Annotated in this window: 14 protein-coding genes; 6 read left to right on the top strand and 8 right to left on the bottom strand. The window is 44.7% G+C overall.

All coding sequences use genetic code 11. The annotated features are described in order from the left end of the window. The coding region (locus O9324_RS24735; RefSeq protein ID WP_502846601.1) for a DUF4164 domain-containing protein at positions 1 to 331 on the top strand (331 nt) is incomplete at its 5' end. Between the two features lie 103 nt (positions 332 to 434). Here the strand turns inward: O9324_RS24735 and O9324_RS24730 are convergent. Both O9324_RS24730 and O9324_RS24725 read right to left on the bottom strand, forming a co-directional pair. After that, a complete protein-coding gene (locus O9324_RS24730) occupies positions 435 to 2,321 on the bottom strand; it encodes a tetratricopeptide repeat protein (RefSeq protein WP_502846602.1) in 1,887 nt (628 codons plus the stop codon). Between the two features lie 120 nt (positions 2,322 to 2,441). After that, positions 2,442 to 2,846: a hypothetical protein gene (locus tag O9324_RS24725; protein ID WP_288141580.1), complete on the bottom strand. Its 405-nt coding sequence runs from the start codon at positions 2,844 to 2,846 to the stop codon at positions 2,442 to 2,444. 681 nt (positions 2,847 to 3,527) lie between these two features. Between O9324_RS24725 and O9324_RS24720 the strand changes: the two genes are divergently transcribed. Further along, complete coding sequence (locus O9324_RS24720) at positions 3,528 to 4,184, top strand: nuclear transport factor 2 family protein (protein ID WP_002765229.1); 657 nt, start codon at positions 3,528 to 3,530, stop codon at positions 4,182 to 4,184. A 339-nt stretch (positions 4,185 to 4,523) separates the two neighbouring features. Here O9324_RS24720 and O9324_RS24715 read toward each other — a convergent pair whose 3' ends face one another. The 4 genes from O9324_RS24715 to O9324_RS24700 all read right to left on the bottom strand — a co-directional run bounded on the left by O9324_RS24715 (position 4,524) and on the right by O9324_RS24700 (position 7,710). Then, the gene (locus O9324_RS24715) at positions 4,524 to 5,180 is read right to left on the bottom strand and encodes a class I SAM-dependent methyltransferase (RefSeq protein ID WP_288141579.1); all 657 of its coding nucleotides are present in this window, start codon (positions 5,178 to 5,180) and stop codon (positions 4,524 to 4,526) included. A gap of 100 nt (positions 5,181 to 5,280) precedes the next feature. Next, a complete protein-coding gene (locus O9324_RS24710; RefSeq protein WP_002731874.1) occupies positions 5,281 to 5,634 on the bottom strand; it encodes a DUF1257 domain-containing protein in 354 nt (117 codons plus the stop codon). 134 nt (positions 5,635 to 5,768) lie between these two features. Beyond that, positions 5,769 to 7,280, bottom strand: coding sequence for a stress-responsive protein Ycf46 (gene ycf46, locus O9324_RS24705; RefSeq protein WP_287627540.1), 1,512 nt, complete (start codon positions 7,278 to 7,280; stop codon positions 5,769 to 5,771). Positions 7,281 to 7,359: 79 nt separating this feature from the next. Further along, positions 7,360 to 7,710 (bottom strand): slr0373 family blue light stress response protein, encoded by a 351-nt coding sequence (locus O9324_RS24700; RefSeq protein WP_228021039.1) that lies wholly within the window; start codon positions 7,708 to 7,710, stop codon positions 7,360 to 7,362. A gap of 112 nt (positions 7,711 to 7,822) precedes the next feature. Between O9324_RS24700 and O9324_RS24695 the strand changes: the two genes are divergently transcribed. After that, positions 7,823 to 7,960 (top strand): hypothetical protein, encoded by a 138-nt coding sequence (locus tag O9324_RS24695; RefSeq protein WP_288141578.1) that lies wholly within the window; start codon positions 7,823 to 7,825, stop codon positions 7,958 to 7,960. A gap of 66 nt (positions 7,961 to 8,026) precedes the next feature. Here O9324_RS24695 and O9324_RS24690 read toward each other — a convergent pair whose 3' ends face one another. After that, complete coding sequence (locus O9324_RS24690; RefSeq protein WP_002765219.1) at positions 8,027 to 8,782, bottom strand: amino acid ABC transporter ATP-binding protein; 756 nt, start codon at positions 8,780 to 8,782, stop codon at positions 8,027 to 8,029. A gap of 198 nt (positions 8,783 to 8,980) precedes the next feature. Here O9324_RS24690 and O9324_RS24685 point away from each other — a divergent pair, with 198 nt between their 5' ends. The 3 genes from O9324_RS24685 to O9324_RS24680 are packed head-to-tail and all read left to right on the top strand — an operon-like array spanning position 8,981 to position 10,865. Further along, complete coding sequence (locus tag O9324_RS24685; protein WP_288141577.1) at positions 8,981 to 10,492, top strand: ABC transporter permease subunit; 1,512 nt, start codon at positions 8,981 to 8,983, stop codon at positions 10,490 to 10,492. 39 nt (positions 10,493 to 10,531) lie between these two features. Continuing rightward, positions 10,532 to 10,669 (top strand): BrnT family toxin, encoded by a 138-nt coding sequence (locus O9324_RS27370; protein WP_071824355.1) that lies wholly within the window; start codon positions 10,532 to 10,534, stop codon positions 10,667 to 10,669. Next, a complete protein-coding gene (locus O9324_RS24680) occupies positions 10,623 to 10,865 on the top strand; it encodes a hypothetical protein (RefSeq protein ID WP_287627545.1) in 243 nt (80 codons plus the stop codon). Before O9324_RS27370 ends, O9324_RS24680 begins: the two co-directional genes overlap by 47 nt. Positions 10,866 to 11,542: 677 nt before the next feature. Here O9324_RS24680 and thiD read toward each other — a convergent pair. After that, positions 11,543 to 12,343, bottom strand: coding sequence for a bifunctional hydroxymethylpyrimidine kinase/phosphomethylpyrimidine kinase (gene thiD / locus O9324_RS24675; RefSeq protein ID WP_288141576.1), 801 nt, complete (start codon positions 12,341 to 12,343; stop codon positions 11,543 to 11,545). Positions 12,344 to 12,346 lie beyond the last annotated feature (3 nt).

Genomic DNA, 12,346 nt, shown 5'->3' with positions numbered 1-12,346 from the left:
AAAAATCGATACCTTGCAACAGGATTTCAACCAGAAATTTGACGGACTACAGAAGGATTTTAACCAGAAATTTGACAGCCTACAAAAGGATGTTAACCAGAAATTTGATAGCTTACAAAAGGATTTTAACCAGAAATTTGATAAAATCGACGAACGGCTAACTAAGCTAGAAGTAGGACAAGCAAAACTAACTGAGAAAGTCGATGGGATGGATAGAAGACTAGAAAAGGTGGAAGGAACCCAAAAAAATCAAGTTTGGACGTTAATTATCCTTTTAGGAGGAGCGATCGGAACAGCAGCGTGGCGCTCTTTCTTTTCTGGTAATCCTTAGAAATATTACTATAATTTCTCACTTTAGGGTAGTTATGAGGGGAAATTAGCAGATGTCAAACTCAGGTTAAAAATAAGGGATTCCTAACCCATCCTACCCCTAATTATGCTTTCCTCAACCATCTTTTTAACAATCGCCACAATGCCACTATTATCCCCCCAATTACAACTAAAGGAAACTTAATCACCCCCAGAAAGAAAGCAACGATTAAGGGATATTTTCGGGTTTCTAATTGCCGAATTTCATCATCGCACTTTTGAACATATCCTGCTAACCCCAATGCTTGAAATAATTCCCGCGACTGAAGATATGCTTCTTTCGCTTCCGATATACGTTTGAGTTTATAGTAGGTAAGTCCCAGATTAAACCAAGCTTTCGCTTCACCCCCCCGATCACCGATTTCCCGTTTGATTGCCAAGGACTGTTGATAAAACTCGATCGCTTTTGGGTATTCTCCTAGGGATTTGTAAACAATGCCTAAATTGCCGTAGGAATACGCTTCACCCCCCCGATCACCGATTTCCCGAAAGATTGCTAAGGACTGTTGATAAAACTCGATCGCTTTTTGGTATTCTCCTAGGGAATAGTAAACATTGCCTAAATTACCGTAGGAATTCGCTTCACCCCCCCGATCACCGATTTCCCGTGTGATTGCTAAGGACTGTTGATGAAACTCGATCGCTTTTTGGTATTCTCCTAGGGAATCGTAAACATTGCCTAAACTGGTGAGGGATGCGGCATAATTCCGGTTGGTTTGCTCCTCCTGTTGTTGGTAAACAGTGACTAATTCAAGGTAATAATCCGCTAGGGTTTGATAATACCCCCGTCGGGTGAGAAAATCCTCGATAGCACGGAGAATATCAAAAGCATTGTCGTACTCGGTTAACTGATAGCGATGATAGAAAATTTCTAGGTAAGGTTGCACATCGTTGAGGATTTCCCAGGAGTCGGATTTAGCAATAGAAAGATAATAGGCGATCGCTTTTTGGTGTAATTCCCTTTGATCGCCGGCTTTGTATTGTGCATATTCCCAAACTAAAGGCTGAAAACTAAAAATTCGCTGGCGATTTTCCTCTTTTTCTTCTAATAATGATCGTCGCTGCAATTCTCGCAAATCTGCCGTGATCTCGGATAGTGCGATCTCCGGGTAATTATCCATCACCGCTTTGGCTGCCGGAGAATCAAATTCTCGGCGATAAATGCTGGTTTTAGTGAATAATTCTTGCTGTCTTTGGCTAAGTCGCTGAAAACTAGCATCTAAAACTAAAGCAATTCCCACTGTCTCTTGACGATGACTCCCCACCACCTGCGGATCGCTCAAAAGTTGCGATAAATTTCCTAATCCTAAATCCGCTAACCTTTCTAAACTGGGGTTTTGCGGAAATTCGGCTAAGATTAAATCCGCCACCAATCGCAGGAGTAATGGATGACCATCCACCCGTCGAGAAAAGTTCTCTAGATCCCCTGTTATTTGCGATTCTGCTAACAATTGCGCCCCTTCAGGAGGTTTCAAACCTTTTAGCTCAATCCAATGGTTAAAACCCCTAGTTTTTGGCTTTTCTCTGGTGGTGACTATAATTTTGCTCGTGTCACCTTTTTCTATCCAAGCAGTAAAAAACTGCTGATAAAATTCATTATTCCAAGAACCATCTTCCCCTAATAAACTCTCTAGATTATCGATAATAATTAGGTGGCGATGGCGTTGCAATTGTCTGATTAAAGCTTCCTGTAAATCTATTTCTTTTTCGGGGACGGGATAACCAAATTCCGTCAGGAATTGGCGAGCTAAACCACTAAATCCGCCCAGATTTCCCGCTTCCCACCAAAAGCGTTTTGGGAATAAATCTTCATCGTCTCCTAGGGAAGGATCGAGGGGAATTTCCTCCTCAAAAATTTTACTAGCTAGGGTAGATTTTCCAATTCCTCCAACTCCTTTGATGCCAATCATCGCAACATTTTGATCAGTAAACCACTGCTTAAGTTGGGTGATTTCCTCCTTCCTTCCCTGCCAATAGGCGAGACGTTTTCGAGCATTTCCTCCCTTGAAAATACTCCTTTGACTACTGCGATTATTTTCTATTGCGTCTGCTTTTGCGTGCAGATCCGCCAGTCATTCAGGAGGGATTCCTAGATTTAAATCACCCTTAACTTCTTGAATGTTCAATTGTTGTTTAATATCTTTGTTAATTTGCATACCAATTTGAGTTTTCGTTTCTGTTTGATTCTGATTAATTGTCATAATTTGTTGTGCTAGGGTTTGGATTTCTTGGGCAAAATTGGGGTCTTTGAGCATTTCTACCTGTAAAAAGGGAACCACTTGCTGTTCAATCATCGCCTCGGATTTGGTTTCTTCTGCTGCCGCTAAAACCTTGGCTGCGTCCGGTTCCTTTTGTAACTTTTGCTTAATTTTTTGCCACAATTCTACACCTTTATCCATTGCTCCTTCCGTTAATTTACCGATAACAGCTTCAAAGGCGATTTTAGCGATTTCGGCGGCGGCTAACTCTGCTAACATAATTATCAATGGGGAGAATTTTTCGTTATTCTAGCACAACGGCAACAGCAGTTGTGGACGGTTTAAATGTTTGGTTGACTGTTCAAGAAGTAAAGAACAAAACTCTGATATCGTTGCCACAACAGGATTTAGATTAGGGCGAAGCGGACGCGCTGGTAAGCTAAGACATATTTAGGGTTTGCGGCAAAAAGTACGGGCGAAGCATTCGGATAGAAAATCTCCGGTTTCACCGATAGGTTATTGCCCGAATGCTTCGCCCCTACAGGACGCAGGCCGATGAAGACGCAAAAATCTTGCACCTGTTTCGCTCGTAAAGCCACAAAACCCCACCTTGCCTACATTTCACATTTATTCAGCAAACCCTATTTAAACTGCTTATTCTTAGATTAGCCGAATCTCCTCCAATTCCTTTACTGTTGCCTCTTGCCTCTTGCCTCGTCTCAACAAGCAATTTAAATGCGCGGGCAGCTTATCAGTCCACAGGGGTTATTCGCGATCATGAAAATTAAGACATAGTTAAGCGATCGGGCATAACACACCATTGGAGCGGACAATATTGGTAGGTTTTTGTTGGGAGGGAAACGTGATCGTTTGCCCCTCAATTAAGCCGTTAGGTAAATACGAGATATTTGTTTTTTAGGTAAGTCTCAGCAATTGTAAAGATCACAGAAGGAGTTAAATATGTCCGAGGAAAATATTCCTATTCAAATACAAGATAGAGATAATGTACTTGCGGCTGATGACGGCATAGAATGGCGTTATGGAAAACGCCCCGATTATTCAGGAACGAATAAAACGTTAAGGGTGCAAAGCGAAAAACATCATCCCACTGGCTCCTTAGAAGCTATTGCACAGAATTTAGTAAGAACATTTGAAATGGAAGCCACTTACAAGCTAAATCCCAATCAATGGACATCGGTTGATATAGATCAATTTAGAATGCGTACTAACCACGGTCCTGAATATACAGTACAAGATATTATAGAACGCGGAACTTATAATTTATTTTTAGGCGAAACACCGGTTTATAGTTCAAAAGCTGAAGATTTTGAATCAGGTGCAGCCAGTTTTATGAATGCTTTTAAAACTGGTTTTGTTTGGGAAGTTATTGAGGCTTATAGCGGTCCGCCAAGAGTTATTTTTAAATGGAGACATTGGGGAACACATCAAGGAGAATTTAAAGGTCATGCGCCTACCAACAAACTAATAGAAGTATATGGCATTACAATTGCTGATGTAAATGCAGATTTAAAACTAACTTATGTCGAACATTTTTTTGATAATAGCCAATTTTTAGAAAAATTGGTTTCTGGCGGAAAGTGTCCAATGCACAGTTAGGAAATGACAAGGGTGGTATCACCCACAAATCTGCAAAATCCATCGGGTTACTTTTGGTCCTCTAGTCATTTCATACTAAATCCGTTGAGTAACGCACAGAAAACGGGTTTCTCCGAGAAACCCGTTTTCTCCTCATAAAAGCAAAAAATTGAGGCACTTTTTCCCTGAAAATTTAGGTAATTGGCCACCTCAAAACCGGTAAAACCCCACACCCTGTCCCCACGAAAAACTTTTTCAGATGAACGTAGGTTGGGTTGAAGCATGAAACCCAACGCCTGCCCATGTTACGCTACCGCTAACCCATCCTACAAATAATTGTGCCTCCCTACTTAACGGTGATTATAATCCTAGAGAAGATTCTTTTTTTCCTATCACTGCATAGAAGGGATCAGCAACCATAATTCCTAACATTTGTAGGAACCTGGGGGTAGTAGCAGGACGAACGATCGCCTGTACTTCCCTAAATCCCGCCACCGATTTAAAATAGGATTTCACTAACGCTACCCGGCCTAAATCGCTATTATCGCGCCAAGCAGCGATCGCTTTTTGGTAAAACATCCGATTGGAAAAACTAACCACCACCAGACCATTAGGCTTTAAAATGCGATACAGTTCCGCAAAAATCGCCTCTGGATACTGCAAATACTGCACCGACACCGTGATTAACACCGCATCAAAAGAACTATCCCCTAGGGGCAATTTTGGCTGTGCATTGAGATCTTGGACAAAATAACTATGCAAGCGGGGATTTTTGGCTAACTCCTCCCCATTCATCCCGTGACCTTCGATATGCTCAAATTCCATCTCCTCTGGCAAATGGGACACCCAGCTGCTCATCAGGTCTAAAATGCGCGTATTCGGCGATAAGATCTCTCGGTAGAGAGCGGTTAATCGATCGATAAAACCCTCATCCACGTGGGTGACAAAGCGGGGAAAAGCATAAAAATCGCTGTCTTTGGTCGGATCGAGTTTAGTTCTTTCTTCGGGTCGGAGCATTTTTGTCAAGTTAATTTTACCATTCTTAACATAGCCCAGAGACAGAAAAAAGGGTTAACCGAACTGGTCAACCCCTAGGCTTGGGAACGCGCTGTAAATCTTAGCTTTGAACGACTAGCTTAACGTTAGCGTTTTGCAGACCGCGCTGTTTCACTTCGGATAGGGTTTTGTTCACAGCGTATTTTTGGTTGATCGAGTTGATCAATTCGGTTTGATTGTGTTTTTTGGCCACACCCCAGAGGTCAGCGATTAAATCGAAACTGCCGTCGGTATTGCGGGACCAACCGAGATCATATTCGCCATCGAGAACAGCAACGATGTCAGAGCGAACCCGTTGACCGTTGTAACCACGAACATCGGCTTCGGTTTTCACGCTAATGCCGAGGTCGCGGAGAGAAGCTTTGAGGATTTCGGCATCGGTGATTTTGGTCCGGAGAGTGCTGAAATGAGACATTGGAATTTCCTCTTTGTAGATAAGAATTAACAACAACAGATTGAGAGTTAAAGAGTGCCGCCAAGCGGCTTTTCGAGGCATTGCTAGTCCCTGAGAACTAGCCTTTCATCCCGTTGGGAGCGGGCGAAAGTCTGTTAGAACTCCAATCGCTGGTACTCAGCGACGGAGGCCGAAGCAGGTCGGGCGCGTTGTCTGGCCCAATCACGCAGGGCTGTCACCTGTTCGGTCATGGTGCGAGATAGGGGCAGAGTCGCCTTAATCGCCGCAATAATGTCTAATTGCGTGAATTCGCGATCTTGGGCGAAGGCCTCATACATGGCGGCAATCAGCGCCTGTTCTATTTCCGCACCGGAAAACCCATCGGATACCTTGGCTAACTGCTCCAAATCGAAGCGAGAAATGTCGGAGCGTCGTTTAGTCAGGTGAATATTAAAGATATCTTGTCTTTCTTCGGAATTGGGCAAATCGACAAAGAAGATTTCATCGAAGCGCCCCTTGCGGAGAAATTCCCCCGGTAGCCGTTCAATCCGGTTAGCTGTGGCCATGACGAAGACGGGCGAGGTTTTTTCCTGCATCCAAGTCAGGAAGGAGCCGAAGATGCGGCTAGAGGTTCCCCCATCGGAATCGGCGGATCCTGTACCACCGGCAAAAGCTTTATCTAATTCATCGATGAACAGAATGGCCGGAGAGATGGATTCGGCAGTTTTTAAGGCATTACGCAGGTTAGCCTCGGAACGTCCCACCATGGAACCATCGTAAACCCGTCCCATATCTAAGCGCAGGAGCGGTAAACTCCAGAGGCGCGAGGTGGTTTTAGCGATTAAGGACTTACCACAGCCCGGCACTCCTAAAATTAGCATCCCTTTCGGTTGCGGGAGTCCGTAACCTCTGGCTCTTTCTGTAAAGGCGTTCGAGCGCTGTTTTAACCATTTTTTTAGTTCTTCCAGACCGCCGACGGCATTGATGGTCTCGTCCTCTTCAATGTATTCTAAAATTCCGTTGCGGCGAATCAGTTGTTTTTTCTCGGAAAGGACGATTTCTACCTCGTCTTCCGTCAATTTGTTCGCTTTTACATAGGCCTTGCGGTACACCTTTTCGGCTTCATCTTTGGTTAAGCCTAAGGCCGCTTTCAGGAGTTTTTCCCGGATCTCTGTGGTGGTACGACGATTTTTATTTTTGGCTAGGTGTTGCGAGAGAACCGTATCTAACTCTCCCATGTCCGGCAGGGGAAAATCTAGAACTACCACGTCTTTCTCTAGTTCTATGGGGACTTCTTGCAGGGGAGACATTAAAACAATGATTTTTTCGGTTCCTTTAAAGCTGGCGATCGCATCTCTTAACCAGCGAGTCACTGGAGCAGAAGTGATGAACGGATGCAGGTCTTTGAAGATGTAGATGCCCGCTTCCCGTTGACGCACTACCCATTCGATCGCCGCTTCCGGAGACACGGTATTATGTTGACTGGTTTGGCGCGGTTGACCCAGTTCGATCATGCCGTGGGTGACAGTCCAGACAAACACCCGTCGATGTTGTGTATTTAGTTGGGCTATTTTGCTGATGGCTTCTTCTGCCCTTTCCTCCTCGGAGGTGACGAGGTAAATCAGGGGGTACTGAGCCTTGACGAGAATTTCTAGCTCTTCTTTCATAACATCGACCCTATTTGTGGTAACGGTTTTGACCTTGGGCGGCTGATGGCTGTAGATGCCTTGTTCGGCTACTGCGAGTTTAGCAGGGAACTAAGGCTGCTTCTCCCTCTGCGGTTCCTTGAGCGCCAACGGGTTCGGGAACTTCGATCGGGAACTCGTCGCCCACTATTGCGGGCTGGCGTTTGATCGACCTTAGCCGATCTTCTTTCATCACTAACGCGGCATCACACTCGGGACAGACATGAACCTGATAGGTTTTGCCGTAGGCGGTGGCTTCGATTTCTTCTACCTTTTCGGGGTATTTCAGGTAGAAAGCGATCGCTTTCTCCACCAGCCCTGACATCGATTCTTCATCGATCGCGGCTCTTATCTTTAGTTGACGATGGACTCCAGGGGGAAGGTACAGTGTGACTTTTTGCTTGTCTTGCATATCACTAAATTGGTTTACCCGGGTATGTGTCTCTACTATAACCACTGTCTTTCTCTCCTGTCAAGATGGTAAGCTGTTATAACGGCATAATTGTAATATTTCTTTACAATTGTTGGGGAAGTGGGGAGGGGGAATTATGAAGTGGGGAGGTGGGGAGGTGGGGAGGTGGGGAGGTGGGGTGATGGGGAAGTGGGGAAATGGGGAAGTGGGGAAATGGGGAAATGGGGAAATGGGGAAATGGGGAAATTGAACTAAAACCCCAAAACCCTAAAACCCCAAAACCCCAAAACCTGACTCCTATTGAATTCAGCCAACCCTAATTACTATTGATGCGACTTAAAAAAGCTTGTAGGCGCTCGCTGTGGGGATTATTAAAAAAGGTGTCGGGATCGCCTGCTTCTTCGATCACACCTTGATTAAAGAACAAAACCTTGTTAGAGACTTCCTTAGCGAACTGCATTTCGTGGGTGACGACTACCATAGTCATACCGTCATCGGCCAATTGACGCATAACGTTTAACACTTCCCCGACTAATTCCGGATCTAGGGCCGAAGTGGGTTCATCAAATAAAATCACCTCTGGTTTCATGCAGAGACTGCGAGCGATCGCCACCCGTTGTTTTTGGCCTCCCGATAATTGGTCGGGATAAACATCGGCTTTTGGGGCCAAACCCACCTTTTCCAGATACTGAATTGCCGTATCCTTAGCCTCATTTTCCGAGTGGTGTAACACCTGCTTGGGGGCTAACATCAAGTTTTGTAAAACGGTGAGATGGGGAAAAAGATTAAAGTGTTGAAACACCATACTTACCCGGCTGCGTAAATTGCGGAGGACTGATTGATTTAACTTCGGGGAAGAGATGTCAATTCCCATCACCTCCAAGCGGCCGCCGTTAATTGTTTCCAAACGATTGAGACAGCGTAAAAAGGTACTTTTGCCGCAGCCAGAGGGACCGATTACCGATACCACATCCCCTTGATAAAGAGTACCTGTAACTCCTTTAAGTACCTCTAAAGAGCCGTAACTTTTGCGTAAACCTTCACTAACAATCACAGGGGTGGTAGTGGTCATGATGTCCTCTCGTAAAAAATTTTACATTCTGTATAAAGGTATCGAGATTAGTTTCTGCTAGATTGTATCCTTGACGACATTTTATCAAGAGGAATAATCATAATACTCAAATAGTCTCTCTACATCTGTCTTAGGTGAGGAGTAGGACGAAATCCTTAACTTAATTGAGTAAAAAAATCAAGGAGAAACAATTAAAAAATGATTAAATTTTTGCGAGGGCGGGCGGTGCAGAGAGTCATCTTTGCCTTGTTAGGATTAGTTTTGGCGATCGGATTAACTGTTATTCCCGCTTTTTCTCAGACTCCTCCTAATCCTTTTCGAGTCGCCACAGAAGCAACTTTTCCACCCTTTGAATTCCAACAAGGGGGACAATTAACTGGGTTTGATATCGATTTAATGCGGGCAATTGGCAAGGAAGCTGATCTCAACATTGACTTTAGAAATTTACCCTTTGATGGTATTATTCCGGCTCTACAAGCAAGAACAGTGGAAGCCGCTATTAGTGGCATGACAATCACCGCCGAACGCGCCCAAGCGATTTCTTTTTCTCGACCTTATTTTAGGGCTGGTTTAGCGATCGCTGTTCGGGAAGATAATAAGACGATTAGAAATTTTGAAGACTTAAAAGGCAAAAGAATTGCCGTCCAAATTGGCACAACGGGAGCCTTAGAAGCGACAAAAATACCTGGAGCAGTGGTTAGTCAATTTGACTCGGCGGCTTTAGCTTTGCAGGAATTAATTAATGGTCGAGTAGAGGCGGTAGTTAACGATAAACCCGTGACTTTGTATGCAATTAAAGAAGCGGGTTTACGGGGAGTAAAGGTGGTCGGAGAATTATTAACGGAAGAATTCTACGGGATTGCCTTACCCAAAAATTCCCCCTATCTCCAGTTAATTAATGATGCTCTCGGTCGAGTTATAGAAAGTGGTCAGTACGATGTTATTTTTCAGCAATGGTTTGGAGAAAAACCGCCAGTATTACCTTTAGTTGCCCCAGCTTTAAAGAATTTACAGGAATCGAGGTTTAACTGGGGGGAATTATTCTATAACCTGATTGTGAAAGGGGTTCCCTGGACAATTCTGTTAACGGTTCTGTCTTTTCTTTTCGGGTTAATCGGTGGAACTTTAGTGGCTATTGCCCTGATTTCTCCCTACAAATGGTTAAAAATAATTTGCCGCATCTATGTGGATTTCTTTCGGGGAACACCGATGCTGGTGCAATTATTCTTGATCTATTTTGGTTTGCCCGGATTGTTCCGAGAAATTGGCTTAAATATCGACTTAGATCGTTTACCAGCGGCCTTATTTGCCCTAAGTTTAAATGTGGCGGCCTATTTAGCTGAAATTATGCGCGGCGGTATTCAATCGATCGATAATGGTCAATGGGAAGCTTGTTCTAGTTTAGGAATGTCCCCAGTGCAAACCATGCGCGAGGTGATTTTTCCCCAAGCTTTTCGCCGAATGTTGCCACCCTTGGGGAATGAATTTATTACCCTAATTAAAGATACCAGTTTAGCGGCAGTAATCGGTTTTGAAGAATTATTCCGGCAAGGTCAATTAATGGTAGCCACTACCTATAAAGCTTTCGAGATTTATATCGCCGTTGCTTTGGTTTATTTGGTTTTAACTACCCTTTCCTCTGTGGTATTTAAGCGCTTAGAGATTTATATGGATCCCCTACATAAATCTAAACAGGAACAGAAAGCTTAGGGGCAACAGAATCGTAGAGATTATGGCGAAAAACGGACGATAGCGTTTGGAGAACTTGAAAAACAGGTCTATTGCCTTGTATATACCTTAAGAGGCAAATCGTGTCGATTAATTAGTGCTAGGAGGGCAAATGAGCGTGAACGAAAAGCCTATTACAGTTTTCTTAAAGGACGGTAGCCAAGAGAAAATCGTCATCGAGTCCGGCACGGAAAAACTAAAAGAGAGGGAACGTCTCAACAAGATGACCGAAGAGGAAATAGATCAAGCTGCCCGTTCCGATCCCGATGCGTTACCGGTAGAGGATGAGGAAATCTGGAAACAAGGTAGATGGGTAGGTCCTGAACCTTTATCTGAATTGGTTAGGACTTGCTGAAAAAGTAAGGGCGAAGCATTCGGATAGAAAATCTACGGTTTCAGCGATGGGTTATACCCGAATGCTTCGCCCCTACAGGACTTGGCGTTGCTGAATCAAGGTATGAATGACAATCTTGCACCCATCCAAAAGTTAGTTTAGGTCTAGGTTTTAAAAATCCCACAAAAGAAGATTCATATCTCAAATCAGCAACGCCAAATTACTTTGATAGCAAGGATTGCATTGCATCTTGACAATTAGTGTTTAATGAACGAATAGTGCCGATAGTTGGGCTTAAGTCGGGAACAAGACTTGCCCTGAGCCAGCTTGCCCTGAGCCAGGCCGAAGGGGTCGAAGGGGTCGCTCGATTTAGCAGTGGAATTAGCCCTACGCCGATTGTAGGGCTAATTCATGAATTAGCCCTACAATCGGCCTTGTCAAATTGAAAGATGCTCCGAATCAGCACCGGAGCATTGCATCTTTCCTCTTCTGATCTGACAACGCCCTCGATTTCCTGACGTAATTGCCGATTACTCTTGACAAGTTGCTGGTTTTGTGCTTCTAGAGACTCAACCCGTGCCTGGGTGGCTTACAATTCTTTAACTAATTCCCGATAGACCGAGAGGGGAACCGAGGGGCGACCAGTGCAACTCTGGGGTATTTGGGGGGAAGTACGCGGCGTAGTGGTCATGAATTGACTAATTTAGGGCTTTTAAGCGGTAAAAATGACCCACTGGACCGGTTCCGCGACCGATAGCGAGGGAATGCTCAAGGGCGTTAGTAACGTAATCCTTGGCTTTTTTCACCGCTATTTTCAGGTCATCCCCCAAAGCGAGGTTAGCAGCGATCGCAGCCGATAGGGTACAACCAGTCCCGTGAGTATTATTGGTTTCGACGCTTCTGGTCTTAAAAGTTTCCCATTCCTCCCCATCAAAGCAGAGATCAACCCCACGCAGCCGGCCTTTCATCCCTCCTCCTTTCACTAATACTGGTGTGGCCGACTTCTGGAAAATAATTTCGGCGGCCGCTTTCATCGTCTCAAAATCATTGATCTCAATGCCACTTAAAAGCTGTGCTTCGTAACGATTGGGGGTAATAATCGAAGCCAGAGGAATTAAACTATCCAAAAGACTATTTATAGCCCGATCATCAATTAATTTGGCTCCTACCCGCGAAACCATAACCGGATCCACCACTAAACTGATTAAACGCCAGCGCTCGATCGCCTCGGCCACTGCTTCGATAATCTCGCTGCTGAACAGCATTCCTGTCTTAACCGCTGACACAGACATATCCCCGACCACGGCATCGATTTGGGCCGTTACCATTTCTGGACTTAGGGACTCGACGCGCTCGACCCCTAGGGTATTTTGGGCGGTAACGCAGGTAAGGGCGCTGGTGCCGTGAACTCGATGGAAGGCGAAGGTTTTCAAATCAGCTTGAATTCCCGCGCCGCCACCACTATCGGAACCGGCGATGGTAAGGGCAATGGCAGTCATAGG

The organism is Microcystis sp. LE19-84.1B (assembly GCF_027531875.1).
In the GTDB taxonomy this organism is placed as follows: domain Bacteria; phylum Cyanobacteriota; class Cyanobacteriia; order Cyanobacteriales; family Microcystaceae; genus Microcystis; species Microcystis panniformis.
The sequence above is the reverse complement of the archived record's forward strand: the minus strand, read 5'-3'. Positions and strand labels throughout refer to the sequence as shown.

Excerpts from the sequence above, each read along its gene's own strand:
- O9324_RS24710 (WP_002731874.1), bottom strand. The coding sequence starts at position 5,634 with ATGTCTCATTTCAGCACTCTCCGGACCAAAATCACCGATGCCGAAATC.
- O9324_RS24680 (WP_287627545.1), top strand. The coding sequence starts at position 10,623 with ATGAGCGTGAACGAAAAGCCTATTACAGTTTTCTTAAAGGACGGTAGC.
- O9324_RS24700 (WP_228021039.1), bottom strand. The coding sequence starts at position 7,710 with ATGCAAGACAAGCAAAAAGTCACACTGTACCTTCCCCCTGGAGTCCAT.
- thiD (WP_288141576.1), bottom strand. The coding sequence starts at position 12,343 with ATGACTGCCATTGCCCTTACCATCGCCGGTTCCGATAGTGGTGGCGGC.
- O9324_RS24690 (WP_002765219.1), bottom strand. The coding sequence starts at position 8,782 with ATGACCACTACCACCCCTGTGATTGTTAGTGAAGGTTTACGCAAAAGT.
- O9324_RS24725 (WP_288141580.1), bottom strand. The coding sequence starts at position 2,846 with ATGTTAGCAGAGTTAGCCGCCGCCGAAATCGCTAAAATCGCCTTTGAA.
- ycf46 (WP_287627540.1), bottom strand. The coding sequence starts at position 7,280 with ATGAAAGAAGAGCTAGAAATTCTCGTCAAGGCTCAGTACCCCCTGATT.
- O9324_RS24715 (WP_288141579.1), bottom strand. The coding sequence starts at position 5,180 with ATGCTCCGACCCGAAGAAAGAACTAAACTCGATCCGACCAAAGACAGC.
- O9324_RS24720 (WP_002765229.1), top strand. The coding sequence starts at position 3,528 with ATGTCCGAGGAAAATATTCCTATTCAAATACAAGATAGAGATAATGTA.
- O9324_RS24685 (WP_288141577.1), top strand. The coding sequence starts at position 8,981 with ATGATTAAATTTTTGCGAGGGCGGGCGGTGCAGAGAGTCATCTTTGCC.